Source organism: Streptomyces sp. NPDC002788 (assembly GCF_053592115.1).
In genome coordinates this window covers 98,492-123,221 of sequence record NZ_JBSFVB010000003.1, presented here as the reverse complement: position 1 = coordinate 123,221, position 24,730 = coordinate 98,492, and the positions used below count along the sequence as shown (strand labels likewise).

General features: G+C 67.8%; 26 protein-coding genes. 16 read left to right on the top strand and 10 right to left on the bottom strand.

The window, feature by feature from the left end; all coding sequences use genetic code 11:
* Positions 1-63: 63 nt before the first annotated feature.
* Positions 64-2,613, bottom strand: coding sequence for an MFS transporter (locus tag ACWD1U_RS07235; RefSeq protein ID WP_451105220.1), 2,550 nt, complete (start codon positions 2,611-2,613; stop codon positions 64-66).
* Positions 2,614-2,626: 13 nt separating this feature from the next.
* Positions 2,627-3,115, bottom strand: a complete 489-nt coding sequence (locus tag ACWD1U_RS07230; RefSeq protein ID WP_451105218.1) for a MarR family winged helix-turn-helix transcriptional regulator — start codon at positions 3,113-3,115, stop codon at positions 2,627-2,629.
* Between the two features lie 216 nt (positions 3,116-3,331).
* Here ACWD1U_RS07230 and ACWD1U_RS07225 point away from each other — a divergent pair, with 216 nt between their 5' ends.
* On the top strand, positions 3,332-3,526 hold the full coding sequence (locus ACWD1U_RS07225; RefSeq protein ID WP_451105217.1) for a hypothetical protein: 195 nt from the start codon (positions 3,332-3,334) through the stop codon (positions 3,524-3,526).
* 469 nt (positions 3,527-3,995) lie between these two features.
* Here ACWD1U_RS07225 and ACWD1U_RS07220 read toward each other — a convergent pair whose 3' ends face one another.
* From ACWD1U_RS07220 to ACWD1U_RS07200, 5 genes are all read right to left on the bottom strand, one after another.
* The gene (locus tag ACWD1U_RS07220) at positions 3,996-4,898 is read right to left on the bottom strand and encodes an RNA polymerase sigma factor SigF (protein WP_451105216.1); all 903 of its coding nucleotides are present in this window, start codon (positions 4,896-4,898) and stop codon (positions 3,996-3,998) included.
* A gap of 267 nt (positions 4,899-5,165) precedes the next feature.
* Complete coding sequence (locus tag ACWD1U_RS07215) at positions 5,166-5,984, bottom strand: RNA polymerase sigma factor SigF (RefSeq protein WP_451105214.1); 819 nt, start codon at positions 5,982-5,984, stop codon at positions 5,166-5,168.
* A 190-nt stretch (positions 5,985-6,174) separates the two neighbouring features.
* Positions 6,175-6,468: a Dabb family protein gene (locus ACWD1U_RS07210; protein WP_451105212.1), complete on the bottom strand. Its 294-nt coding sequence runs from the start codon at positions 6,466-6,468 to the stop codon at positions 6,175-6,177.
* Positions 6,468-6,644 carry a hypothetical protein gene (locus ACWD1U_RS07205; protein WP_451105211.1) on the bottom strand — a complete coding sequence of 59 codons (177 nt, stop codon included), beginning with the start codon at positions 6,642-6,644 and terminating at the stop codon, positions 6,468-6,470. Before ACWD1U_RS07205 ends, ACWD1U_RS07210 begins: the two co-directional genes overlap by 1 nt.
* Positions 6,645-7,014: 370 nt before the next feature.
* On the bottom strand, positions 7,015-8,049 hold the full coding sequence (locus ACWD1U_RS07200) for a protein NO VEIN domain-containing protein (RefSeq protein ID WP_451105209.1): 1,035 nt from the start codon (positions 8,047-8,049) through the stop codon (positions 7,015-7,017).
* Positions 8,050-8,342: 293 nt separating this feature from the next.
* On the opposite strand from ACWD1U_RS07200, the gene ACWD1U_RS07195 reads away from it, so the two are divergent.
* On the top strand, positions 8,343-8,885 hold the full coding sequence (locus tag ACWD1U_RS07195; protein WP_451105207.1) for a hypothetical protein: 543 nt from the start codon (positions 8,343-8,345) through the stop codon (positions 8,883-8,885).
* A 226-nt stretch (positions 8,886-9,111) separates the two neighbouring features.
* Entirely contained in the window at positions 9,112-9,852 is a 741-nt protein-coding gene (locus ACWD1U_RS07190) for a hypothetical protein (protein ID WP_451105205.1), read from the top strand.
* Positions 9,853-10,180: 328 nt separating this feature from the next.
* Here ACWD1U_RS07190 and ACWD1U_RS07185 read toward each other — a convergent pair whose 3' ends face one another.
* From ACWD1U_RS07185 to ACWD1U_RS07175, 3 genes are all read right to left on the bottom strand, one after another.
* Positions 10,181-11,491 carry a pentapeptide repeat-containing protein gene (locus tag ACWD1U_RS07185; protein ID WP_451105203.1) on the bottom strand — a complete coding sequence of 437 codons (1,311 nt, stop codon included), beginning with the start codon at positions 11,489-11,491 and terminating at the stop codon, positions 10,181-10,183.
* A gap of 398 nt (positions 11,492-11,889) precedes the next feature.
* The gene (locus ACWD1U_RS07180; RefSeq protein WP_451105201.1) at positions 11,890-12,573 is read right to left on the bottom strand and encodes an AAA family ATPase; all 684 of its coding nucleotides are present in this window, start codon (positions 12,571-12,573) and stop codon (positions 11,890-11,892) included.
* Entirely contained in the window at positions 12,570-13,328 is a 759-nt protein-coding gene (locus ACWD1U_RS07175) for a GntR family transcriptional regulator (RefSeq protein WP_391350144.1), read from the bottom strand. Before ACWD1U_RS07175 ends, ACWD1U_RS07180 begins: the two co-directional genes overlap by 4 nt.
* A 404-nt stretch (positions 13,329-13,732) precedes the next feature.
* On the opposite strand from ACWD1U_RS07175, the gene ACWD1U_RS07170 reads away from it, so the two are divergent.
* From ACWD1U_RS07170 to ACWD1U_RS07110, 13 genes are all read left to right on the top strand, one after another.
* On the top strand, positions 13,733-13,912 hold the full coding sequence (locus tag ACWD1U_RS07170) for a hypothetical protein (protein WP_451105199.1): 180 nt from the start codon (positions 13,733-13,735) through the stop codon (positions 13,910-13,912).
* Between the two features lie 108 nt (positions 13,913-14,020).
* Positions 14,021-14,290 carry a DUF6284 family protein gene (locus ACWD1U_RS07165; RefSeq protein ID WP_451105198.1) on the top strand — a complete coding sequence of 90 codons (270 nt, stop codon included), beginning with the start codon at positions 14,021-14,023 and terminating at the stop codon, positions 14,288-14,290.
* The gene (locus ACWD1U_RS07160; RefSeq protein ID WP_451105196.1) at positions 14,287-14,733 is read left to right on the top strand and encodes a Pycsar system effector family protein; all 447 of its coding nucleotides are present in this window, start codon (positions 14,287-14,289) and stop codon (positions 14,731-14,733) included. Before ACWD1U_RS07165 ends, ACWD1U_RS07160 begins: the two co-directional genes overlap by 4 nt.
* Before the next feature lie 56 nt (positions 14,734-14,789).
* Positions 14,790-15,839 carry a conjugal transfer protein gene (locus ACWD1U_RS07155; protein ID WP_451105774.1) on the top strand — a complete coding sequence of 350 codons (1,050 nt, stop codon included), beginning with the start codon at positions 14,790-14,792 and terminating at the stop codon, positions 15,837-15,839.
* A 31-nt stretch (positions 15,840-15,870) separates the two neighbouring features.
* Positions 15,871-16,428 carry a hypothetical protein gene (locus ACWD1U_RS07150; protein WP_451105195.1) on the top strand — a complete coding sequence of 186 codons (558 nt, stop codon included), beginning with the start codon at positions 15,871-15,873 and terminating at the stop codon, positions 16,426-16,428.
* Positions 16,429-16,539: 111 nt separating this feature from the next.
* The gene (locus tag ACWD1U_RS07145; protein ID WP_451105193.1) at positions 16,540-18,657 is read left to right on the top strand and encodes an ATP-binding protein; all 2,118 of its coding nucleotides are present in this window, start codon (positions 16,540-16,542) and stop codon (positions 18,655-18,657) included.
* Positions 18,658-18,861: 204 nt separating this feature from the next.
* On the top strand, positions 18,862-19,326 hold the full coding sequence (locus ACWD1U_RS07140; protein WP_451105192.1) for a hypothetical protein: 465 nt from the start codon (positions 18,862-18,864) through the stop codon (positions 19,324-19,326).
* Between the two features lie 91 nt (positions 19,327-19,417).
* On the top strand, positions 19,418-20,110 hold the full coding sequence (locus ACWD1U_RS07135) for a class I SAM-dependent methyltransferase (RefSeq protein ID WP_451105190.1): 693 nt from the start codon (positions 19,418-19,420) through the stop codon (positions 20,108-20,110).
* The gene (locus ACWD1U_RS07130; protein ID WP_451105189.1) at positions 20,107-21,033 is read left to right on the top strand and encodes a bifunctional DNA primase/polymerase; all 927 of its coding nucleotides are present in this window, start codon (positions 20,107-20,109) and stop codon (positions 21,031-21,033) included. The genes ACWD1U_RS07135 and ACWD1U_RS07130 overlap by 4 nt, the downstream gene beginning before the upstream one ends.
* Before the next feature lie 122 nt (positions 21,034-21,155).
* The gene (locus ACWD1U_RS07125) at positions 21,156-21,461 is read left to right on the top strand and encodes a hypothetical protein (protein WP_451105188.1); all 306 of its coding nucleotides are present in this window, start codon (positions 21,156-21,158) and stop codon (positions 21,459-21,461) included.
* Positions 21,458-22,603: a DUF3631 domain-containing protein gene (locus ACWD1U_RS07120; RefSeq protein WP_451105186.1), complete on the top strand. Its 1,146-nt coding sequence runs from the start codon at positions 21,458-21,460 to the stop codon at positions 22,601-22,603. Before ACWD1U_RS07125 ends, ACWD1U_RS07120 begins: the two co-directional genes overlap by 4 nt.
* Before the next feature lie 181 nt (positions 22,604-22,784).
* Entirely contained in the window at positions 22,785-23,018 is a 234-nt protein-coding gene (locus tag ACWD1U_RS07115; protein WP_451105185.1) for a helix-turn-helix domain-containing protein, read from the top strand.
* Positions 23,019-23,099: 81 nt separating this feature from the next.
* Complete coding sequence (locus ACWD1U_RS07110) at positions 23,100-24,353, top strand: tyrosine-type recombinase/integrase (RefSeq protein WP_451105183.1); 1,254 nt, start codon at positions 23,100-23,102, stop codon at positions 24,351-24,353.
* The last annotated feature ends 377 nt before the right edge of the window (positions 24,354-24,730 follow it).

The following is a 24,730-nucleotide window of genomic DNA, read 5'->3' as shown; positions in this document are numbered from 1 at the left end:
GGCCCGTGGCGGGGGCGCCGCTCCGCTCGGAGCGCGCCCGCCCGCCACGGGCCGGGGTCGGTACTACTCGCCGGGGTGGGCGAGTTCGATGTCGTGGGCGTCCGTGCCGCGGCCCGTCACCGTCAGGGCGGTGGCCACCGGCGGGTAGCCCGTGGCGATGACGGTGTACTCGCCGCCGTCCAGGTCGGTGAAGGCGTACGCTCCGTCCGTGCCGGTCGTGGCCGAGCCGACGACGTTGCCCGCCTGGTCGACCAGCGTCACCCGGGCGTCGGCCAGCGGGCCGTGCGGGGCGCGGACGACACCCTGGACCCGGGCGCCCGCCTCCAGGTCGATCTCGACCCGGGTGACCCCGGTCCCGCCCACCTCGACGGGCAGGGCGCGCGGCCGGTACCCGGCGGCGTTCACCGCGACGGTCACCGCCCCCGGTACCAGCTCGGCGAAGGCGAACTCACCCTGTCCACCGGTGGCCCGGGTGGCCAGCAGGTCCCCGCGCACGTCGGTCACGATGACCAGCGCGTCCTTCACCGGCTGCCCGCTCTCCGCGGTCCGCACCAGGCCGGTCAGCCCGCTGGTGCCGCTGAGCAGGATGTCGTAGGCGAGCGGCTCGCCGTTCACCACGACCGTGGACGCCTGCGGCTGGTAGCCGTCGGCGGAGGCGATCAGGACGTACGAACCGGAGCCCGGGACGTCCACCGCGTACGAACCGTCGGCCTGCGCCACGGACCGGCCCAGCTGGCGTCCGGCCGGCGAGATCAGCGTGACGGCGGCCTGCGGAACGGGCGCGCTCTCGTTGCCGCGGACGAAACCGCGGACCGGCACGCCGCCTCCACCACCGGACGCGGACTCCTCACCCCGGGCCACCGTGGCGACGGCGGCGAGCCGCTGCGTGCCCTCGGGCCCGGTTTCGTCGGCGGCCTCGGTCTGCGCCCCGGCCCAGCTCGGCACGGCCTTCTCGCCGGCGGGAGCCTCGGCAGCCACCTCGACGGGAGCCTCCGCGCGGGCGTCGGTGCCGGCGGCCTGCGCCAGCCCACCCTTCGTCCTCAACGGGACCTCCTTGATGAACAGCGAGACCAGCAGCGCGAGCAGCGCCAGCGGAGCCGAGTAGAGGAACACGTCCGCGACACCGTGGCCGTAGGCGCTCTCCACGACGGTGCGGATCGGCGCGGGCAGCGCGCTCAGGTCGGGGATGTTGCCCTCGCCCGTGCCGGCGTGACCGAGGGCCGCGCCCTCGGGGCCGAGGCCGGCGAGGCCGTCCTTGACGTAGTCGGTGATCCGGGTGGCCAGGACCGCGCCCAGGGCGGAGACGCCCACCGCACCGCCGAGTGACCGGAAGAAGGTCACCGTGGAGCTCGCGGCACCGAGATCACCCGGCTCCACCTGGTTCTGCGTGCACAGCACCAGGTTCTGCATCATCATGCCGATGCCGAGACCCAGCAGCGCCATGAAGATCGCTATGTGCCAGTACTCGGTGTCGTACCGGATCGTGCCCAGCATGCCGAGACCCGCGGTCACCAGCACGCCACCGGCGACCAGCCACGCCTTCCAGCGCCCGGTCCGGGTGATGACCTGGCCGGAGACGGTGGAGGAGACGAACAGGCCCGCGATCATCGGGATCGTCATGACACCGGACATCGTCGGCGACTTGTCCCGGGCCAGCTGGAAGTACTGACTGAAGAAGACGGTTCCCGCGAACATCGCGACACCGACGAAGAGTGAGGCCAGCGAGGCCAGCGCGATGGTCCGGTTGCGGAACAGCCGCAGTGGGATGATCGGCTCGCTCGCCTTGGCCTCGACCAGGACGAACAGCGCCAGCAGCACGACAGAGCCGCCGACCATCGCGTAGGTCTGCCAGGAGATCCAGTCGTACTTGTCGCCGGCGAAGGTCACCCAGACGAGCAGCAGGCAGACGGCCGCCGTGATGAAGAACGCGCCGGCCCAGTCGACCTTGACCTTCCGCTTCACCACGGGCAGGTGCAGGGTCTTCTGCAGCACGATCAGGGCGATCACGGCGAAGGGCACGCCGACGTAGAAGCACCAGCGCCAGCCGAGCCAGTCGGTGTCGGTGATGACACCGCCGACCAGCGGGCCGCCGACCATGGCGGTGGCGAAGACGGCCCCCAGGTAGCCGTTGTAACGGCCGCGCTCACGGGGCGAGATCATCGCCGCCATGATGATCTGGGCCAGCGCGGACAGACCGCCCATGCCGATGCCCTGGACCGCGCGGAACGTGATGAGCGTCGCGGGGTTCTGGGACATGCCGGCCGCCGCCGAACCCAGGACGAAGACGACGAGAGCGAGCTGGATCAGCAGCTTCTTGGAGAACAGGTCGGCGAGCTTGCCCCACAGCGGCGTCGACGCCGTCATCGTCAGCAGGGACGCGGTCACGACCCAGGTGTAGGCGCTCTGGCCGCCGCCGAGGTCGCCGATGATGCGGGGCAGGGCGTTGGAGACGATCGTCGACGACAGGATCGCGACGAACATGCCGAGCAGAAGGCCGGTGAGGGCCTCCATGATCTGCCGGTGTGTCATCGGAGCGCCGTCGCCGGAGGAGCCGTGGGAGCCTCCCCCGTGCTTGGCATGAGCCCGCACACCGGCTGGTGTGGTCGTTGCCATGGGCTTCCTTTTCTTACGTGCTTGCGGGTGTACGGGTGGTCCGGTCGAAAGCGGGCGGTGCCGTCCGTAGCGCGGGCCGGCAGTCGAAGCTCTGCCTCAGTCGCGCCATCAGGTCCGTGAGCCGGCCGACGTCCTCGTCGGACCAGTCGCTCAGGCGCTCGGCGAGGACCTCGGTGGTCCGCCGGGACAGCTCGTCGAGCTGTACGTGGCCCGCGGGCGTCAGGCGCAGAATGCGTGAGCGCTTGTCCGCGGGGTCGGGGGAGCGTTCGATCCAGCCCCGTGCCACGACGTGCGCGACATGGCGGCTGGTGACCGACATGTCCACCGCGAGCAGCTCGGCGAGCTTGCTCATGCGCATGTCGCCGTGGCGGCCCAGCAGTGTCAGTACGGCCGCCGACCCGCCGGGGCAGTCGGCCGGCATGATCCGGCCGAGCTCCCGCTTCACGGCACCGAAGGCACTGAACTGGCGGACCAGCTCTTCGTACTGCGCCCTCTCGGCCATGACACCTCCCGCTTTCGTTGCTTAGGGCAACCATAGAAGCTGTTGGTTGCTACAGGCAAATAAAAGAGGGGAGCTGGGCGCAAAAGGTTGGCAAAGGTAAGTACCGCGACAGTAAATGTGCAGGTGGTGAGTCTTGGCTGTGCGGGCCAGGCAGGGCCAAACGGAACGCCAACCCCCACTTGGGGAGCCCCGTCGTTTTCGCTAGTGTCTCGGGCCATGGCTAACAACCAGGCCCCGCAGGGCAATCACGACCCCGCCGGCAGCACCCAGATGTTCCGCGCGTTCGTCGACGAGGTACCCCCGACGCGCCAGGCCGCGCCGACCAGCGGCGGGCCGCGTATCGGTCTCGTCGTCGGCGTCGTCGTCGCCGTAGCGGTCATCGCGGCGGTGGCTTGGCTGGCGCTGGCGTAACGCCGCCGACGGGTTTCCCGGCCGCTCGGCATCGCCGGGCGGCGGATTCCAGGTGCTCGGGGTCGGTGCCGCTGCCACCGGGGGGCGCGGGGTGCCTCCCCCAAGCTCTTCGCGCAGGGGGCAGCCCCAGCGACCACCCGTGCCGCCCTCAGGGGTCCTTGCACTGTGCCCGCCCGGGTCGCGGACGCGCATAGCGCAAGGACCCCTTAGCGGCACGAGCCCGCAGCCCACCGGGACCGGCGGCCTGCCGCAGCCGGTGCGGCCGCGACGCGCCCGCACGCGCCGGACGACGCAAGGGGACGTGTCGGGGTGTCCGCCCGCAGCGGTGGGCGCGTCAACGCCAGCCGGTGTGACACCCCATCGCGCCGTTCAGCGGACGGATACCCACGCGGCCCCGGCCCACCCCGGCGAGAAGGCGCTGCGCGCCCCCCGCCGAAGCAGCCGCAGGCCGCCGCAGGCACCCACCCGCTCAGTCCGAGATCAGACCTTCCCGCAACTGCGCCAGCGTCCGCGTCAGCAGCCGCGAGACATGCATCTGCGAGATGCCGACCTCCTCGCCGATCTGCGACTGCGTCATGTTCGCGAAGAACCGCAGCATGATGATCCGCCGTTCCCGAGGCGGCAGTTTGGCCAGCAGCGGCTTCAGGGACTCTCGGTACTCCACGCCCTCCAGCGCGGTGTCCTCGTACCCCAGACGGTCCGCCAGTGACCCCTCGCCGCCGTCGTCCTCCGGGGTCGGCGAGTCCAGCGAGGACGCCGTGTACGCGTTCCCGACGGCCAGCCCGTCGACCACGTCCTCCTCGGACACCCCGAGCACGGACGCGAGTTCGGTCACGGTCGGCGACCGGTCAAGCTTCTGTGAGAGTTCGTCGCTGGCCTTGGTCAGCGCCAGCCGCAGCTCCTGCAGCCGCCGCGGCACCCGGACCGACCACGACGTGTCCCGGAAGAACCGCTTGATCTCCCCGACCACCGTCGGCATCGCGAATGTCGGGAACTCCACGCCCCGTTCGCAGTCGAACCGGTCGATCGCCTTGATCAGCCCGATCGTGCCGACCTGGACGATGTCCTCCATCGGCTCGTTCCGCGACCGGAAGCGCGCGGCCGCGTACCGCACCAGCGGCAGGTTGAGCTCGATCAGCGTGTCACGGACGTACGCACGCTCGGGGCTGTTCTCGTCGAGCGCGGCCAGCCGCAGGAACAGGGAGCGGGACAGGGTGCGGGTGTCGATGGCGCCCGCGGTCGGAAGGGCCGGCTCGGGCTCGGCCGCGAGGGCCGGAGCGTCATCGATGGAGCCGAGTGAGTCGAGAGCATGGGGAGCTGTCTCGCTCTCCGCGAGCGTGAGCACCTTCGAGCTGCCCTGTTCTGCGGACATGCCACCCCCTTTGGGTCGCGGACGGTCGCGGCGAACGCCCCCGCCTGAGGAACGCAGCCTTCACCTGAATACCGGAACCGGAGCTCCGGCAAACGCGCTTCACGCAGAATGTCACATGTCGGCAACACGCTGTAGTGACTTGTCGACATGTGAGACGCGAATCAGCCCTGCAAACAAGGGGTCTGACGGGTTCTCGGCCGCGAACTGTCGGCAACCGCCCTGATGAGCGATTCCCTCGCCCCGGTGACCTCTCGCTCGCGTTTGCGGTTACGCGTCGATCCGGTTCGCAGACCGCAACCGCTGGAAGCTGCGCGCGAGCAGGCGAGAGACGTGCATCTGCGAAACGCCGAGTTCCGCACTGATCTGGGACTGCGTGAGATTGCTGTAGTACCGCAGCAGCAGGATGCGCTGCTCCCGCTCGGGCAGCTGCACGAGCAGATGCCGTACGAGATCGCGGTGCTCCACGCCGTCCAGCGCGGGATCCTCGTAACCGAGCCGGTCCAGCAGCCCCGGCATCCCGTCGCCCTCCTGCGCGGCCTCCAGGGAGGTCGCGTGGTACGACCGCCCGGCCTCGATGCAGGACAGCACCTCGTCCTCGCCGATGCACAGCCGCTCGGCGATCTCCGCGGTCGTCGGGGACCGCCCGAAGGCGGTCGTCAGGTCCTCCGTCGCGCTGTTGACCTGTACCCACAGCTCGTGCAGCCGGCGCGGCACGTGGACGGTGCGGACGTTGTCGCGGAAGTAGCGCTTGATCTCGCCCACGACCGTCGGCATCGCGAAGGTCGGGAACTGCACGCCCCGGTCCGGGTCGAAGCGGTCGATGGCGTTGATGAGCCCGATCGTGCCGACCTGGACGACGTCTTCCATCGGCTCGTTGCGGGAGCGGAAACGGGCGGCCGCGTAGCGCACGAGCGGGAGGTTGGCCTCGATGAGCGCCCCGCGCACGCGGTCGTGCTCCGGCGTGCCCGGCTGGAGCTCCTTGAGCTGGGCGAAGAGGACCTGTGTGAGGGCGCGGGTGTCGGCGCCACGGCTCCGCTGGGGGGCGGCTTCCGAGGTGGGTGCCTGAGGTGCGGTACTGGCCAGCACGGTCAACTCCACCTCGTCGTCATCAACTCATCCGTCAACTCTTCCATCAAAAGCGGTCATAGCATCACAAGACATGTGCACTGTGTGCAAGCACCCAATAACTACGTGTTGAGGGATGAAAGCCGCATAACTGAACCTTCACAACAGAAGAGCCCCCCGTCGCGACGACGAGGGGCTCGGAGCGGCCGGCTCAGAACTCGTAGTCGGCGATCACCCAGGTGGCGAACTCCCGCCACAGCGCCACACCGGCCTGATGGTCGGGGTGCTCCACGTACCGCCGCAGTGCCTCCGCGTCGTCAAAGGCCGAGTTGATGGCGAAGTCGTACGCGATGGGGCGGTCGCTGACGTTCCAGCCCAGCTCCCAGAAGCGGAGCTCGGGGATCTTGCCGTCGAGGGCGCGGAAGGCCTCGACGCCCTTCAGGACCCGTGGGTCGTCGCGCTCGACGCCCTGGTCGAGCTTGAAGAGGACCAGGTGGCGGATCATCACTTTCCTCCGGCGGCGACCCATGTGGCGAAGTCGCCGAGGGCCTGGGCAGCGTCCGATATGCCCTGGAACCCTATCTTGACGTAGTCGGCGGCCTTGGTCGGGTCCGTGATGATCACGTACAGCGCGAAGACCACGAGCACGTAGACGGCGACCTTCTTCGCGTTCACCGCCATCGCGGCCTCCCCTGTCTCTGGTGTCTCAAACAGCGCACATGATCGCACGAAGGGCCGATCACACGAAGGGGCAGATCGCACGAAGGGCCCCGTCTTACGACGGGGCCCTTCTTGAGCGGTAGCGGAGGGATTTGAACCCTCGGTGACTTGCGCCACACTCGCTTTCGAGGTCTGTTCGTGCTGGTCAGCGGGTCATTCGGAGCCGTTCAACCTCGTTCATTCCCGCGCTCTCTCCCGCCGCGTGAACCGCTGTGGACGGCTCCGAACGGGAGTGAATGAGACGGAAACTGAGACGGAGCCGTCCCGGCTCGTTCGGCGCTCACGGTGGTGAGAGCCCGGATCGCCATCCGGGGGCCTTGAACCAGGTTAGTTAGGCCGAAGGACGGCCTGTACGGGCTTCCCCGGGGAGTGGGTAGCGATATGCGGTGGCCACGAGCTCTTCGCGACTCGGCGCCCAGTTGGCCCACGTACGCCATCGCCCGCCACGGCATCGAAGATCGGCATCGAGCTCGATCTGATCTATCACTATGAGGCAGGTTGGCAGGCCTTCAGCGTGGCGGACCTCTCCTTCGGTTAGATCGATGGCTTCACGAGTCGTAGTGCTGCCCTTCACCTCTATATGGGACTCGGTCCCGTCCTTGCGCACGGTGACGTCCCAAGGGGAGTGATCGCCCACGTCCTCAACCTCGTAGCCCAGTGAACGGTAGTGACCGAGTACAAGGTTCATCGCATACCGCTCGACAGCCCGTCGCCGCTTGGTGTCGTGCTGTCGACCGTAGCCGGTCGACCCAAGCGACTGGGGCGGTGATGAGGACCGCAGATTGGGCGTATTTGGCTCATGAGGCTCAGAAATCGCGATCTGACGCAGTTCCAGCAGCTCAGGAAGTTCCTCTACCAGGGTCCGCGGGAACTTGGTCAGGTATCCCTGCATGGCACGAAGCGGCCGTGTGTCGGAGAAGACGAAGGGCAAGTAGAGCGGCCCTTCTACTTCCTCCTTAAGGCGATCCAGCAGGGACTGTATGCGCTGCTCAATGTCACGCAGACGGGCCTGCGTGACCGGACGCTTCAACTGTCGATACCCCCCGAGAGGGGCCTCCCAGGCTGGTTCTGGCCCTGATGTACCACGCTGGCGGCCGTAGGTACCCCGGCTTTGCCAAGTGATCATGGATTCGAAGGCCTCGCCCTGAACACGGGAGTAGCCGACCACCCCGGGGCCGTGCTTCTTATCCCAGTGCAGCACGAGGTCACCTGGTCGCACCTCACGGACGAGCGCATAAGACCAGTACGGCTTACCCCCATCATCACGTTGCGGCGCGAGCAGGTTGGTGCCAATGTCTTCGCGGTTCGTGATCTCAAGCCAGTACCGCTCGTTCGGGTCGTGTCGCCACCACTTGTTTACAGGCACGGTCCCCCCTAAATGCCACCGTTGAATCCCTGCTGATCTTGCCAGGCTTGAGATGGCCTGACGAGGCGTTCGGAAGCGAAGACGTGCGGCACGGCATGGTGCCCGCTACGGCCTGACGACCTTCCGCTCCTCAGGCCGTGGCCGAGTGTGACGCGAGCTGCTCGCTTGGGGTATCCAGCACCGCCGACAGTCTCCGCTGTGGTGCCCTGCGCCTGCCATGGGGGAGGATGCATGCCAGCACAGACCAACGAGTGCGCTACGGGGTGGGGATGGCACAGGGGGAGTCTGAGGGCGTGTCCGATGTCAGCATGCCGAAAGCCCAGGAGGCACGCGAAGCCTGGGCCGCTGAGGCCTACTCGATTCTTGTAGCCGTGGCGCAGACCTACCACGCTGTGATCACCTACAAGGCGCTGGCCGAGGAGATCCAGAGCAGGACGGGCATCCGGACCAAGACTCTTTTGCATAACTGGATCGGTCCGGTCTTGGGCCGGGTGGTGCGTGAAGCGCACCGTCGTGGCGACCCGCCACTGACAGCTCTGGTGGTGCACACGGACGACGGGAAGGTGGGTAGCGGCTACAGGGAAGTTCTGACGGTCGCTGGGGAGCCGCCGGTGGAGGATGATCTGGAGCGCGAGCATCACGCTGCTGAGGCGCGCCTTGCTTGTTACCGCCACTTTGGCGCGAGCCTGCCGCCTGGCGGTGGAGCGCCGGCCCTTGCCCCCAGGCTGCAGGCCACCATCGATCGCCGCCGTCAAAGCGTTGAAAAGCCCCTGCGGATCTGTGAGCGCTGCTTCGTTCAACTGCCCTCAACGGGCGTTTGTGATTCGTGTGGTTAACGCATGGGCTCACTGGGACGTGACATCTGATCCGTAGGCGGGTGCAGCTAGGGGCACGAAGCGCTCGCACGGTCGAACCTGCCTGCTCGTCCAACATTTAGGGGTGTGCCATCGTGCGCGATCGTGCACATCTGTCGATGTCAGCCGCTGATGTCACAATGAACAGCCCTGCAGCAGTTCACCCAGGGCAGGCACGAGACTCGCGAGGCTCAGGAAGAACAAAACCGTGACTGAACACAGAGACGTGACGAGCAACCGGTTCGAGTTCTACACGTACCGCGTGGGGCGCTCTCATCTGGACCGACTCTTCTCCATCGCAACGGAGGGTTTCCCTCCCAATCGGATCAGCTTCGAGACCGAGCGAAGCGGCACTCGTCTGACTCGTTCCACGCTTGAGGAACTGGTGTCAGCGGTAGCCGCGTCCTCACTTCCTGGCGACCCAAACGCGTGGGAAAACTTGTCATTTAACGCTTACGGTGACGGGAAGGATATTTCCATTGACATCAATCACCACTGGTTTCGCGCCTCAGTTTCCGGCCCGGATGCGACGTGGGTGCACGGTCAAGCCGCACGCCTGAAGGCGATCGTTGAGTCGACTGCGGGGGAAATTCGACCGTGGGAACTAAGGCATCGCCGAGCGGCTAAAATTGGATTTTCGGCGGGAGTGCTTACCGCACTGTCTACACTCATCATCTTGAGAGCATCGCAGGAAAAGCCCGGGATGGAAGAGACCGTCACAGGCGCAACAACCATGGGGGCATTCATAGCCTTTCTCGTATGGATCATTGGAACTGCCGGGAAGGGAAAAAAGAGGACACATCTGAGTGCGACCGAGGAGCTTTCCGATGCTAAATGGTGGCAAGACCTATCCGTCACCGAAAAGATAGCCCTGGGTGGCCTCGGGGTGACAGCAGTAGCGGCAATCGCAGCCTCTTTGTCAGCGTATGCAGACGTATGGGGATCTTGATTGGTGATCTGCTCTCGGGGCGCGGCTACGTCAAATTACACGATTAGCGGATGGCAAAGATCAGCCTCCAAGCATCAAGGGTGAGCGGTGTTGAGGGCTGCGATCATGGCCGCAGGGTCACCGTCGTACAGCAGGTGCGGTTCGTCTGCCTGAGGGGGGACGAACCGGGTGCGGTACCGCTGGAGGTCACTCTCGGAGAAGTAGATTGAGTTTGGATCGTCCGCATGGAACTCGTTGCGCTTGCTGATTCTCGCCCACAGCTCGTCATGACTGGCTGCGATAACAGAGTGAGATTGCAGTGGACCATCAGCGGTTTCTCACCGCCGTGCTAAGCCCCCGGAGGCCGTGGGAATGGGCCCCAGTCAATAGCGGTCCCGTTGAACGTTGCGTTGTTGAAGCTAACTGTCCCGCTGTTGAGTATCGCGTCGTTGAAGTGGACGGTACCGCCGTTAAATGTCGCGTTGCCAAATTTTACGTCGCTACCGTTGAACGTCGTTTCATAGAAGTTTAGTATGCCGTCGTTGAGTGTCGCGTCGTCGAAATTGACATCTCCCTGATTGAGTGTCGCGGCATTAAAATTAACGTTGCCGCCGCTGAACCTCGCATTGCTGAAATCGATGTTGCCGCCTTTGAGTGTCGCGCCGCGAAAATTGACGTCACCTCCGTTGAGCACCGCCCTGTGGAAGGTGACGTCGCCTTCGCCGAGTGTTGCGTAGCGAAAATCGATGTTGCCGCCGCTGAGTTTCGCGTTATAAAATTCGATGTTGCCGTCGTTGAGCGTCGCGCGGCCGAAGCTGATGCGGCCAGCGCTGAACGTCGCTTGATTGAAAGTTACCATTCCGCTGTCGCTCACTGTTGAGTTGTTGAAGCTAACGTTGCTGCCGTTGAATGTTGCATTGTCGAAACTGGTCATGCCGTGGCTGAACGTCGCGTGGGAGAAGTAGACGTCGTCATGGCTGAAGTCTGCGCTACGGAAAATGGCGAAGTGGCGGAAATGGGCGCCGGAGAAGTCTCCGCCGTCGAAGGTGGCGCCGGTGAAGTCAAAGGAATAGTCACACCAGGAGGTGGGAGCGTCCGGCTGCTGGAGGTGGTCGCAGATGACACGGATAATCGTGAGCCGAACCTCGCGCTCACCTTCCTTGTGCCCAGGTGCTGTGTCCTCGGGTTCATAGGGCATACGCAGATAGGCGCAAAGTACGTCGATGCACACCTGCCGCTGTTCCTCCCAGTCGTCGGCGAGACGCGCGAGGGCGTATACGCCAGCGAGACGGACGGCAGCTTGGTCGTGGCCAAGCTGTTCGGCGGCGGTTGTGTAGCGATCGGCGAGCTGACTCGCGTCGGCTCGATGAGCGTCACCCTCCGAGAGAAGCTGCTTGCGGTAGGCATAGATGCCAGCGAGGACTGCGCCGGCCAGGGTCAGGACGGTGACGGTCGTCTTGATGACGTCGTTGATGTTGACCGGCTTGGGCGGCTTCTCGCTGCGGGCGGCATCCGCGAGCAAGCCGTAGACGCCGTGATAGAGCCCAAAGCTCAGGATACCGACGACGACGAGGGCCAAGGGGGCGACGACCCAGACCGACCAGAGGTTCGGCGTATAGCGGCCCCGCGGAGCCTGACGCCTGCGTAGGAGTGATGCCACGACAGGATCATGGGGGCAGACCTGCGCCGTCGGCAGAGAGTTTCCAGAATCTCGACTGGGGCAGTCCCCGCTTGAACCCTGCCTGACCTAGGCCGCCGGAGCACTCGTCCAGTCGCAGGACAGGGCTGCAGGTAGCGCAACTGAGACGGGGCAGCACGAGGGGCCCGGTCCAACGGACCGGGCCCCTCGTCTACCTGCGGTAGCGGAGGGATCTGAACCCTCGGTGAGTTGCGCCACACTCGCTTTCGATGTCTGTTCGTGCTGGTCAGAGGGGCGTTCGAGGTCGTTCAGCCTCGTTCATTCCCGCTCCCCCGCCTGCCGCGTGAACCGCTGTGAACGACTCCGCACGAGGCTGAATGAGACGGAGCACGGCCCGGCTGACCTGCCCCCTGGCTCCCCTACCAGTCAGGGGGAGAGGCTTCCAGGGCTGCGATCACGGCCGCCGGGTCACCGTCGTACAGCACGTGCGGTTCGTCTTCCTGAGGGGGAACGAACCGCGTGCGGTAGCGCTGTAGGTCGCTCTCAGCAAAGTAGATCGAGTTGGGGTCGTTGGCGTGGAACTCGTTGCGCTTGCTGATCCTCGCCCACAGCTCTTCATGGCTGGCAGCGAGGTAGACGAGCATGGGGGTCGCGCCGGCGTCGGTAGCGATCGCTCGCCACTTCGCCCGGTCCTCTGGAGTCCAAAAGCCGTGGTCAACGACGACATCGCGCCCGGCCTTGAGGTGCTCCCGCAGTTCGATCGCCACGTCTTCCAGAACGGGGCGCTCAAGGGTGGGGAAGACCCCCCGGGGGAAGTCCACGCCGTAGACGCCGTGCCGGCGGAACATCTCTTCGTCTGGGCACAACCGTACGAAGCCACGGTCGGTGAGGGTGCGGGACAGAGTTGTCTTGCCGGAGCCGGGAAGCCCCGCCATAAGGACACAGAACGGCGGACGTGGGGGCATCAGTCTCGTCACGGTTCGGGAGATGGCGGCCACCTCTGCTTCTGCTTTGGGCGTGATTGTGCCAGCCCTGCGGGCCGCAAGTAGTGCATCCAGGCGGTCTTCGAGCACGCTCATGAGCGTGTCGTCCACGACCGTCACGGGGCCACCTCCGATTCTGTGCGCCACGTCCGACCCGGGCCGCCGAGGTCTACGCCGTACTCCACAATGTTGCCCTCGCTGTCCACGAACTTGGCAGTCATCACGACCACTGGGTCCGTCTGCGGATTGTCAGGGTCCAGCTCCAGGAGTCGCGCGTACTCCGGCGTTAGGAGGCGAGCTGAGGCAGTGTCGATGCGGTGGCTGATCGGGTGGCCGGTCGCCTGGGCGATGAGCTGAAGCGAGGTTCCCCCCGTCAGTCGTTCGCTTGCTGCGAGCTGAGGGATCAGCTCCGCGTACTGCGCGGGAATCCACGAAGTGCTGTGCGCGACGATGCCGTGCCGGTCCCGGTACACGCGGCTGCGGCGCACCACGTCGGAGCCGGGCTGAATGTCCAGTGCTTGCGCCACGTCTTCGGGTGCGGGCACCACGGCTGCCTGGTGGGAGTCGGATCGCTCGCCTGCTCCCCAGCTAGATCCGGTACGCCGCCCCCGGTCCTGCCGCTGGGACCCCGACGACATAGAGGCCGGTCGGTCCAGCACTTCGGTACCGATGCCGTGGATACCACGGACGAGCCCTTCATTGCGCAGCTTGCGCAGGGCTTTCTCCGCTGTCGCCGTGCTCACCTTCCACTCTTCCGAAAGGTTCTTGATGCTCGGCAAGAGGGTTCCCGGCTGTAGCTGACCAGACGTAATCAGCTCCATGTAGTGAGCGGCGATCCTCGCGTACGGCGCCCGATTGTCGGCCTGGCCTGCCATGTTGTCCGCTCCCTGTCGTGACTTCCCTGAGGTTCCCTAGCTTACCGCTTGACACCGCAGGGAACCCTAGGGAACCTTAGGGATGTGCCCGCCGGTCGGTCCGCCGGTCGGAGGGTGCAGGACCTCAATGCGCTCTGATTCAGGGCCGCTTCGAGGTCAAGGGGCCCGGGACAGATCGGGCCGAGGGCGCACCCGACCCTGGTCATTCGGGAGGGCTTAGACCGAAAGGTCACGTCTCCATACGCCTGTAACGGGAGCCCGCGTTCCCGAAGGAGACATCTGCACGCCCCCGAGCTACCGCAGCGCTTTCAGCGCTGCGGCCGGTTGCCTCCGCTGCTCGTCTCGTACGAGCAGCGCTGAGGGGAGCCGGAAAGGGCCGGACCCAGAACCGAGGGGAGAACCTCGTGCCGAAGTTCAGCTTCACCGCCGACAGGCTTGCCGACACCCTGACCCCCGGGGAGACCACGAGCGCGAGCGGCACGTTGAGCGCATCCTCACCGACGGCCGCCAGGAAGGCCGTCGAGCGGAGCTTGCGGAGCAGGGGATACGAGCCGATCTGCGACATCACGATCACCCCGAAGTAGGCACACCTGCCTGCCCTACCTACATCCGATGAACGGCGTGAGCCCCCGGAGCGGCAACTCCGGGGGCTCTGTTCGGGCCGTTCCACCTGCAAGGGAGACCACGACCCAATGGATCACATCGTCACTGTTCAGGACGCTGTTACCGCGTTCGCCGACTTCATGGAGCCGACGGACGCGGAGCTGGAGGCGATCGAGCAGGAGATGCCCGTCATCCTGGCGGACGTTGACCTGCTGGACGCGCAGATCATCACCCTGGACCGCGTCCCGACCGAGCTGGACAACCGGCGCATCCGGCGGGCCCGCCGCCGGGCGCTCGCCGCGCGCATCGCCCTGGCCAACCGCACCACCGCCGCGACCCTGCCCGGGGGTGCCGCATGAGCGACACGACCCGGAGCCTGACCGCGGCGCACGCCGAGGTGAAGGCGGAGATCACGCGGACCGACACGAAGACGGGCTTACTGCTGGCGTTCGTCGGCGCGGTCCTGGCCGGCGCCTGGACGGTCGCCCGAGACCTGCCCCTGACGCTCCCCTCCTACGTGGCGGGTGGGCTCGGGATGGTGCTGCTGGTCGCGGCGGCCGGTCTGCTGCTGCGTTCGACGAGGCCGAACCTGCGTGGCCGACACGGGTTCCCATTGTGGGCCACGCTCACCGCCGAGGAGATCACCGACGCCGTCGCAACCGGCCTTGCTGCCGACATCGCCGGGCTGTCCCGGCTCGCGGTCGCCAAGTTCACGATCCTGCGCCGCGCGGTCGACCTGACCTGTGTCGGTGGGGCGCTGCTCATCCTCGCTGCGCTGCTCATGGTGGGGGGTGTCCGGTGAAGCGCACCAAGCTGACCCGCGTTCAGGTCGGGGTGCTGGCGGCCGCGTTCGTGCCGATGCTCGCCACGGGCGTGTTCGGCGGGATCGGTACCTACAGCAACATCGGCCACGCCTACGGCAAGGGCACCGCGCTCGGAGCGCTCGCCGCGGGCGAGGGCGCCACCGCCGTGCTCGCCCTGGTCCTGCTCGGGCTGACCATGCTCGGGCAGTCCTCCCCCCGGATCGTGCGAGTAGGGCTGTGGGCGCTGCCGGCAGCCGCCGCCGTGATGGGTGCGATGGCTGCACCCGATCCGGGCCGCACGGTCATCTACGCCCTGACCCCGATGGGCATGTCCGTCTCGGCTGAGGGCATGGCGTTCCTCGCCCGGCGGATCGTCGTCCACACCGACGGCCGCGACGCGGAGAACGAACGCCGCACCGCCGATCTGGTGCAGGCGCTCGCCTACCACCGCGCCCGCGCCGCCTCCCACCCCAGCGACCGGATCAAGAAGTGGTCGGAGCGTAAGTCGTGGCGCCTGGCCCGCAAGGTCGGCGTCGGCGATGTGGCGCTCGGATCGAGGCTGCTGGACGTACAGCGCGACCGGGTCACCGCCGGTGCGGATGCCGCCCTCGCCTCGATGTTCGGCGGTGCCACCCCCACCCCCGCCCTCGATCCCGCACACTCCGCGAAAGCGGAGGAATCCACCAAGAGCATCATGAAACGGTCTACGGCTGAACTGCGGGAATCGACCCCGGAGCCGGTGGTGACGCTGACTCGTCTGACCGTGCCGGAGCCGGTGGCGGTCGACCTGGGCAAGTCGATCCCTCCGCTCAAGCCGGTGCCCGCGATCCCCGCCCCGATCGAGCCCCCGGCTACCAAGCCCGTGCGGGGGGCTGTTGCGGCGGAATCGACCCCGCGCCGACGGGCGACCGGTCGACTGCCCGACGTGGCCCGATCGCCCCGGCCCAAGCGCACCCCGGAAGAACTGCTCGCCGAAGCGCGGTCGGCTACGGCCGATTGGCCGGACGCGAAGGTGACCGCCGAGGGCATCCGCCGCGCGATCCACACGTCACCGGCCAACGCCCGCACTTTGCGCGACACGATCCTCGCCGAACGCGCCGCCTGACCTGCGGCGATCCCTGAGACGGAGACCAGTCGTGAAGACATCCGTGAGCACGCACAAGCTGCCCGGCTACGGCTCCACCCTGCGCACCTCCCGACGGCTGACCGAGCAGGCGGTGAAGCTCGTGAACCGGTCGGTGCCCGGCCGCATGCCGGACGTGGAAGTCGTCCTGACTAACGAGCGTGGCATGGCCGATTTGATGGTCGCCGCTGACATCGCCCTGGCCGGCGCCGCTGACCGCCGCGCCCTCAAGCGCGTCACCCAGCACGCCAAGCGGACCGCCCGTGAGGTGCAGGCAGCGGCGATCCCGCGCCCGGACGGCTCGACGCTGATCCTGATCGACGCGAACAAGCACCCCACCCCGGCCGACTTCGCCGTGACGCTCGTGCACGAGCTTGTCCACGCCATGCAGTTCAGCCGCAAGGGCGTGCTGGAACGGATCGTGCGCAACACCCGCGACGAGCTCGGCATCGAGCGCCAGCCCCGCCGCCAGGCCCGCGAACACGAGCGGCTGGTCGAGCTGGACGAGAACGAGGCGCACAGCCGCGAGTACCTCGCCGAGCAGCTCGTGCCCGGCGCCCGCGCCGCCTGAAGCCCCCCGTACTGCTGCCCGGGGGTGGCCCCTTGTCTGCCAGGACCAGGCCACCCCCGGCTTCTCCCTCAACTCCCGCCCCCGATGGGGGCAGTCAGGAGAACCCTCAGCATGTCCGACAACGTCGTACGCCTCCACAAGGACCCCGAACCCGCCGCTCAGAACGCCTCCGTGACCACGCTGACCGTGGTGCCCGACGCGCCCGTCCCGGCCCCGGTGCCGTTGTGGGTGCGCTCCGGGCGGGCCGTGAAGCGCGTCGCCACCGACGAGCGCACCACAACCACCGTCCGCGCCGTGGCCCGGCACGGGCTCTACACGTTCAACGGGGGCCGGATCGTGGCCCGCCGCACCTGGGACGGCCGCACCGGCTCCCGCTACGAACGCATGATCCGCGCTGCTGAAGCCGCGGGGAACCACGAGCTGGCCGAGGAGTGGGAAGAGCGCCTGCAGCGCTTCCGGGATGCCCGGCACCGGCGCCGCATGGACCTGCTCACGTCGCCCGTCGACGTGGCCAAGGGCGCCGTCATCGGCACCGGGATGAGCATCGGCACCCTGGTCGCCCTCGGTATCGTGATGGCCCTCAACACCAAGGACGCCGCCGACGTCATCACCCCGCTGACTGCGGTGATCGAGTTCATCGGCCTGCTCATCACCATCGTTCAAGTCGTCTGGCCCTACGCCATCACCCTCGGTCCGCTGTTCGCCCTACTGGCCCTGTGGTCGGTCGGCCGGAAGCAGCAGGCCGCCCCGAACTGGGCACTTCCTGCCAACGTACGGAACGGTGAGGGTGAGCCGATCACGCCGTCCATCGTGGTCAAGGCCCTGCGCGACCTCGGCATCGCTCCGCTGAAGAACGCCATTAAGGAGATGGGAGATGCCGGCGCCTCGATGCTCGGGCCGATCCGGATCGCCGGATGCGGCGTTGAGGTGGACGTCACGCTGCCCTCGGGGGTGTCGACGGTCGAGGTGCAGAACCGGCGGCGCAAGCTCGCCGAGAACCTGACCCGGCACGAGCACGAGGTGTTCATCACCATCCCGCAAGCCGCGCGCACGGTGCGGCTGTGGATCGCCGATTCCGGGGCGCTGGACGAGCCGATTGGCCCGTCCCCGCTGGCCGTCGACGAGTCACTCACCGCCGACTACGCCAAGGGCCGCGCCCCCTGGGGCCAGGATCTGCGCGGAGATGCAGCCCTGCTGAGCCTGTATCAGCGGATGCTGCTGGTCACGGGCCTGTCCAACCAGGGCAAGACGGCCGCGCTGCGGGCGCTCGCGCTGTGGCTCGCATTCGACCGCACCGCCGAGTTCCGCATCGCCGACCTCAAGGGCGTGGGCGACTGGGCCATGTTCGACGGGCTCGCCACCGTGCTGATCCAGGGTCCGACCGATGAGCACGTGATCGAGGCGACCGAGATGGTCGAGGACGGGGTGGAGGAGATGAACCGCCGTCTCCAGGCCCCGCCCGGCACCGCCTTCCCGCCGCTGATCCTGCTCGTGGACGAGGCGCAGGTCGCGTTCATGTGCCCCGCCAAGGACGAGCAGAAGCGCCCCTACGGAGGGCAGAGGAACGAGTCCCGGTACTTCATGGCCTGCCGGAAGATCCAGAACCAGGGACGTGCGGTCAACGTGCTGCTGTGGCAGGGCACGCAGGACCCCACCGACCAGAACCTTCCCAAGCTGGTCCGCGAGGGCGCCCACACCCGCGCATCCCTCGCCCTGGGCACCGAATCGCAGGCCCGCATGGCTCTGGGGGACAAGGCCGTCGATGGTGGCGCCGCCCCGCACCTGCTGCGCCAAGGCCTGGACAAGGGCACCCTGGTCGTCGCCTCCGATGGCATCGACATCCCGGCCGGGCAGGCGTCCATCACGGTGCGCACGCACTACATCAGCACCGACGACGCAACCGAGATCGCGGAGCGGGCCAAGGCCCTGCGCGACGGGGTCACCACCCTGCACGCCATCGAGCGGGGCGAGGAGCGCGACCCGCTCGCCGACATCGCGTCCGTCCTCGGTAACGCCTCCCGCGTCCTGACCGCGGACGTCCTCAAGCGACTGTCCGCGCTCAGCGAGGACGCCTACGGCAAGTGGACGCCCGGTGACCTCAAGCGCGTGCTGGAGGACGTCGGCGCCGAGCCGTACAAGTCCGAGGGCCGCATGGTCGTCGGACGTGACCGCGTCGCCCGCGCTCTCGCCAACCGCGACGCAGACGGTTCCGCTTCCGCCGACGGATGACAGGGAGCCGACCCCCAACGGGTCGGGGAGGCAGGGAGAACTCCCTAACCGCCTCCCTGACCCGCCTCCCCTGCCCTGAGCTGCGCAAATGATCGCTCGGGGAGGCAGGGAGGCATGCAGGTCAGACCCCTGAAACACCCCTCCACAGCGCCCCCGGCAGGGGGTGTCTCTGCCTCCCTGACCCATGGCCGGAAGGGATTCCGCATGTACCCCGACCATACTCACCAGCCGCCCGTTCAGCGGGCCATAGAGGTTCATCAGCCGACCCCGCTCCCGCCCGCCGTCACCGTCCCGGCACCGGTCGTCACGGTGCAGCCGGGCAGTGTTCCGACGGTGGCGAGCATCGTCCTGCCCGACGGCCGCGTCGTCACCGGCTACGCCATCGAACCGGCCCGGCCGGAGCCGGTCGGGGTCAAGCCGGCCGTCTCGCGCACGGCCGTGAACGTCGCCCTCGGGGGCGTCGGGTTCCTGGCGGTGTGCGGCGGGCTGATCCTGCTCACCTCGTTCATCGCCGCGCTCACCGCGTTCATCGCCCAGCTCATCACCCTGGCCGCCGTCATCTTCGGCGGATGGATCGCCGTGCAGATTTTCAGCACGAGCGGCCACAAGGGCGGGACCACGGTCAACATCCGCAAGGCCACGTTCAAGCGCAACCACTTCCACAGCTAGCTACGCCCGGGGCGACCGCAGTTCTTTGGCGAGACGCGGCGGTCGCCCCGGCCCAACCAGTCCGCAACAGACCTGTTGGAGGTCTCCCAGCATGACGCAACGTGCCATCTTCCGGCGAGTGCACGGCCGACGGCCGCGCTTACTGGACCTGTACTGCTGCCAGGGCGGCGGCGGCAAGGGCTACGACGACGCCGGATTCGCCGTGACCGGCGTCGACAAGGACCCGCAGCCGCGCTACCCGTTCCGGTTCGTGCAGGCGGACGCGATCGCGTTCGTCCTGGAGCACGGCGCGGAGTTCGACTTCATCCACGCCTCACCGCCGTGCCAGCACGACACCGAATGCCAGCGCCTCCAGGGCAACAATCACCCCGACCTGATCGACCCGACCCGTGCGGCGCTGGAGACGACCGGCCGCCCGTGGGCGATGGAGAACGTGCGCGGTGCGGTGCCCAAGCTCCGCGCTCCGGTGATGCTGTGCGGGCAGATGTTCGGCCTGGCCAACTACCGGCACCGGTACTTCGAGACCGGCGGCGGATTCACACTCACCCAACCCGATCACCCGGCCCATCTGGTGCCGCAGGCCAAGATGGGGCGTCCGGTCCCGCCGGGCCACTACGGGCAGTTCGTCGGCAACTTTTCCGGCGTCCCCCTCGCGCGTGAGGTGCTGGGGGTGCCGTGGATGAACCGCGACGGCATCCGTGAGTGCATCCCGCCCGCCTACGCCGAGCACATCGGCCACGCCGCACTGGCCCAGCTCGCCCCGGTGCTGGGGGTGGCGGCATGAGTGGCATCCTGACCGCCGATCTGGCCTGCCTGCCCCTGCTCGCCTCCGCGCTCACCAGCGCGGAACGCGGCTGGCCGGTCATCCCCCTGCACCCGCGCGCCAAGCGTCCGGCCGGGCACGCCGAACGGGACTGCCCCGGCACAGGGCGGTGTGCGGGTGGGCACCGCAAGCCCGAGCAGCGCGCCACCACCAACCCTGACCTGATCCACGCCACGTGGGCTACGCGCCCGTACAACGTGGGGATTGCGACGGGTCCGGCCGGTCTGCTCGTCATCGACCTGGACGTGTGCAAGCCCGAAGAGCCGAAAGGGGCGCCTGACGGCGCGACTTCCCTTGCGGCGCTCTGCGAGCGCACCGGACAGACCGTCCCCGACACCTACCGGGTGCGGACCGCGCGCGGCGGGGAGCATCTGTACTTCACCGCACCTGCCGGGGTGCGGCTGAAGTGCAGCGCGAACCGTCTGGGGCCCCACATCGATACCCGGGCGTGGGGTGGTTACGTCGTCGCCCCCGGCAGCACGACGGCCGATGGGGCGTACGGGGTGACCGACGATGCCCCGGTGGCTCCGCTGCCCGGGTGGCTGGCCGAACGGCTCACCGAGCCGGCCAAGCCCGCGGTCGTCGACCTGGCCGTCGTGCGCGACGGCACCAAGGCTGCCAGGGCGGCGCTGGAACGCGAATGCGCGGTCATCGCCTCCGCGACCGAGGGTGGGCCGGACGGCCGCAACAACACCCTGCACAAGAGCGCCTGCAAGGTGGCGCGGTTCGTCGCGTGGGGTCACCTGCCCCGGGATGTGGCGGAGCAGGCAATCCAGGGGGCGGGGGAGGCTACCGGACTGCCGCCGACCGAGTGCCGCACGACCATCCGCAGCGCCATGGACTGGGTCATCACCCATGCCACACCACGGCAGGCAGCCTCATGACCGCCCCCAACTCCCCCCGCCTGGATTGCCCCTCCAGCACCCCGAGCAGGCCGCACACCGCTCCACAGCCTGTGGGCCGGGCGGCCGTGGGCGAGCCGAAAGGCGCCGCCCGTGAGGGCGTCGTGACTGCTCTTCCCTGCTCGAACCGGCTCCCGACCGCAGAGGTGCAGCCCGACGCTGACCCGACACCGGACCGGCCCGGCATCCGCGTCTACGCCCCGCCGGTCTACCGGCACCACTACGACGGGGCCCGCTGGTCCAAGCGCTACGGCGACACCCCTACCGCCGCCTACGCCTGCGCCTGCGGGCAGACCGGCACCGCCACCGGCCCCCGTGCCGTGGCCGCGCTGGTCGCCGAGTACGACGCCCACAAGTCCGCCTGCACCGGAGAACCTGCCGCACCCCTGGAAGGGAGGACTGCCGCATGACCCCCACCATCGACGGGGCCACGCTGCTCAACGAGGTGGAAGCCTTCCACCGCCGCTTCAACGTCTTCCCGCACGAGGCCGCCTACGTTGCCGTGGCACTGTGGGACGCACACGCTCACCTGCTCGACTGCTTCGACTCCACGCCGCGCCTGGCGTTCCTCTCCCCTGAGCCGGGGTCGGGCAAGTCGCGTGCGTTGGAGGTCGTGGAAACCCTCGTGCCGCAGCCCATGACGGCCGTCAACGCGTCCGCCGCCGCCCTGTTCCGGTCCGTGTCCAACCCCAACGGGCGGCCCACGATCCTGTTCGACGAGATCGACACGATCTTCGGTCCCAAGGCCGGGGACAACGAGGAACTGCGCGGGTTCCTCAACGCCGGCCACCGCCGCACCGGGGTCACCTACCGGTGCATCGGCGACGGTGGCAATCAGACCGTGCAGGCCTTCCCGTCGTACTGTGCGGTCGCGGTCGCCGGACTCGGAGCACTGCCGGACACGATCATGACCCGTTCGGTCGTGATCCGGATGCGTCGCCGGGCCCGTAACGAACGCGTGGAAGCCTTCCGTGCCCGCCTCCACGAGGCGGAGGGGCACAAGCTCCGCGAGCGGCTCGCACAGTGGACGGAGCAGGCACGCCCGTCGGTCATGGGGGCGTGGCCGGACATGCCGGATGGCGTGACCGACCGGCCGGCGGACGTGTGGGAACCCCTGCTTGCCATCGCCGACGCGGCCGGCGGTGACTGGCCCGCACGGGCACGCGAGGCATGCGTGGCCCTGGTGACCGCGTCCAAGGCCAACGACAAAGGCAGCCTTGGTGTCCGGCTGCTGACCGACCTGCGCGACCACGTCATGGTCGGCATCGACCGCCTGCCCACCGTCGCCATCCTGGACCGTCTCAACGCCCTGGACGACGCGCCATGGGCCGACCTCCACGGCAAGCCGCTCGACAACCGGCGCCTGTCCAAGATGCTCGCCGAGTACATGACGGCCGACAACGAGCCCATCGCTTCCCGCAACATCAAGACCGCCGGAAGCGTCCTCAAGGGCTACTACAGCGCCGATCTATGGGACGCGTGGGCCCGCTACTGCCCCCCGCCCCCGGAAAGTCCGCTACCTCCGCTACCCGGCACCGAAAACGCGGCCTGACCAGTACTAACGCGGTAGCGGCAATCGGCCCCGGTTGCCGCTACCGCGCCGCTACCCATCCGCTACCGCTACCCCTTCCCGCTACCTCCAACAGGCCCCTGACCTGTGCGGTAGCGGCGGTAGCGGAAGTAGCGGCCCTCAGAGGGACCCCCAACGGAAAAGTCCTAGAGGAGACCTGCCCATGAGCATTGCCACCGTGGACCTCGCACCGCTCGTTGAGGCTGGCGACCCGGCCCCCGTTGTGCTGACCGTCGAAGAAGCCGCCCGCTGCCTCCGCATCGGACGGACTACCTGCTTCGCGCTCATCCGCGCCGGGGAGCTGGAGTCCCTGATGATCGGGGGGCTCCGGCGAGTACCCGCCGACGCACCGGCCGCCTACCTCGCCCGCCGCCGCGCTGAGCAGCACGCCGCCTGATCACCTCACACCGGGACGCCACCTCGCCACGAGGGTGGCGTCCCGGGCTGTTTTCACACCCCAATCTGAAGGAGTCCGCCCGTGGCGGAAGAGAAGAAGCGCACTCGACAGCCCAACGGCCGCAGCTCCATCTACCAGGGCAGCGACGGCAAATGGCACGGCCGTGTAACTGTCGGCATTCGCGACGACGGGAAGCCGGACCGCCGCCACGTCGAGCGAAAGACTCGCGCCGAGGTGACCGCCGCCGTCCGCGAGCTGGAGCAGCAGCGCGACGCCAAGAGCATCCGGAAGGCGGGTCGCCCCTGGACGGTCAAGACGTGGCTGACTCACTGGGTCGAGAACATCGCCCCCCTCGCCGTCAACGAGAACACGATGGTTGGGTACGGCGTCGCCGTGCGGAAGCACCTGATTCCTGCCCTTGGTGCTCACCGGTTGGACAAGCTCAAGCCGGAGTACATCGAGAACTTCTACGGCCGCATGGTGGCCGACGGGCGTAAGGCCGGGACGATCCATCAGATTCACCGCACATTCCGCACTGCACTGAACGAGGCGGTACGGCGCGGCCACCTCGCCCGCAATCCCGTCCAGCTCGCCAAGGCCCCTCGCGTCAGTGAGGAGGAGATCGAGCCGTACACGGTTGACGAGGTGCAGCGGCTGTTGCGCGCGGCGGATAACCGTCGTAACTCCGCGCGCTGGGCCGTCGCGCTGGCCCTCGGACTCCGACAGGGTGAGGCACTCGGCCTCAAGTGGTCGGACGTGGACCTTGAACGAGGGGTACTGATGGTCCGCCGGAGCCGTCGCCGACCGCGCTACGCCCATGGGTGTGGTGAGACCTGCGGCAGGAAGGCTGGGTACTGCCCGCAGCGTCAGCGGACCAACCCGGAGACGGCCGACACGAAGTCTCGCGCCGGACGGCGAGCCGTGGGGCTGCCCGGGCAACTCGTGGACTTGCTGCGTACCCACAAGGCCAGGCAGGAGGCCGAACGCGCTGCGGCCGGCCTTGACTGGGCAGACGAAGGATGGCTTTTCGCTACGCCGACCGGGCGAGGCACCTCACCCCGAACGGACTACGACGACTGGAAGGAATTGCTTGACGACGCGAGGGTACGGGACGGCCGCCTGCACGACGCTCGTCATACCGCCGCCACGGTTCTCTTGATCCTTGGCGTCTCCGAGCGGGCCGTGATGGGACTCATGGGCTGGTCGACCACAGCCATGGCCGCGCGGTACCAGCACATGGTCGACTCCGTCCGCGCCGATGTCGCTCGGCAGGTGGACGGGTTGATCTGGACGGCGGTTGGTCGCAGTCAGGGTGAGCGCGGCCGCATTGACTAGTCATTCTTCCAGCTGTGGAAGTGTTTGACGCTGCTGGTCGTTTGCCCTGGTCAGAAGCGCTAAACGTTTGTCGCACCTCCGATGGACGGAGGACCCAGCAGGCAACTTTGTGGACTCTTTCTTCCTCGCAAGGAAGGAAGGGCCGCTACGCTGACGGTGCAAACTTCGTGTCACCCGCCAGGACACTAATTGCAACGATCTCTGGAGAGCGACCAGGGAAACCACAAACGAGGAACGCCCAGCACGCCGGCATTGGACCCGCCACCAAGCCGGTACCTCACTTCACTCACGCTGGACCCCAAAGACGGAGGCCGCAGCGCCATGCGGCGTGCGGCCTCCTCCGATACGTCGGGCTAGGACGTATCGGCCTGCCTCAT

Coding starts and splice junctions, on each gene's coding strand:
- ACWD1U_RS07235 (WP_451105220.1), bottom strand. CDS start 2,613: ATGGCAACGACCACACCAGCCGGTGTGCGGGCTCATGCCAAGCACGGG.
- ACWD1U_RS07230 (WP_451105218.1), bottom strand. CDS start 3,115: ATGGCCGAGAGGGCGCAGTACGAAGAGCTGGTCCGCCAGTTCAGTGCC.
- ACWD1U_RS07225 (WP_451105217.1), top strand. CDS start 3,332: ATGGCTAACAACCAGGCCCCGCAGGGCAATCACGACCCCGCCGGCAGC.
- ACWD1U_RS07220 (WP_451105216.1), bottom strand. CDS start 4,898: ATGTCCGCAGAACAGGGCAGCTCGAAGGTGCTCACGCTCGCGGAGAGC.
- ACWD1U_RS07210 (WP_451105212.1), bottom strand. CDS start 6,468: ATGATCCGCCACCTGGTCCTCTTCAAGCTCGACCAGGGCGTCGAGCGC.
- ACWD1U_RS07205 (WP_451105211.1), bottom strand. CDS start 6,644: ATGGCGGTGAACGCGAAGAAGGTCGCCGTCTACGTGCTCGTGGTCTTC.
- ACWD1U_RS07175 (WP_391350144.1), bottom strand. CDS start 13,328: ATGGCAGGCCAGGCCGACAATCGGGCGCCGTACGCGAGGATCGCCGCT.
- ACWD1U_RS07165 (WP_451105198.1), top strand. CDS start 14,021: ATGGATCACATCGTCACTGTTCAGGACGCTGTTACCGCGTTCGCCGAC.
- ACWD1U_RS07160 (WP_451105196.1), top strand. CDS start 14,287: ATGAGCGACACGACCCGGAGCCTGACCGCGGCGCACGCCGAGGTGAAG.
- ACWD1U_RS07155 (WP_451105774.1), top strand. CDS start 14,790: ATGCTCGCCACGGGCGTGTTCGGCGGGATCGGTACCTACAGCAACATC.
- ACWD1U_RS07145 (WP_451105193.1), top strand. CDS start 16,540: ATGTCCGACAACGTCGTACGCCTCCACAAGGACCCCGAACCCGCCGCT.
- ACWD1U_RS07140 (WP_451105192.1), top strand. CDS start 18,862: ATGTACCCCGACCATACTCACCAGCCGCCCGTTCAGCGGGCCATAGAG.
- ACWD1U_RS07135 (WP_451105190.1), top strand. CDS start 19,418: ATGACGCAACGTGCCATCTTCCGGCGAGTGCACGGCCGACGGCCGCGC.
- ACWD1U_RS07130 (WP_451105189.1), top strand. CDS start 20,107: ATGAGTGGCATCCTGACCGCCGATCTGGCCTGCCTGCCCCTGCTCGCC.
- ACWD1U_RS07120 (WP_451105186.1), top strand. CDS start 21,458: ATGACCCCCACCATCGACGGGGCCACGCTGCTCAACGAGGTGGAAGCC.
- ACWD1U_RS07115 (WP_451105185.1), top strand. CDS start 22,785: ATGAGCATTGCCACCGTGGACCTCGCACCGCTCGTTGAGGCTGGCGAC.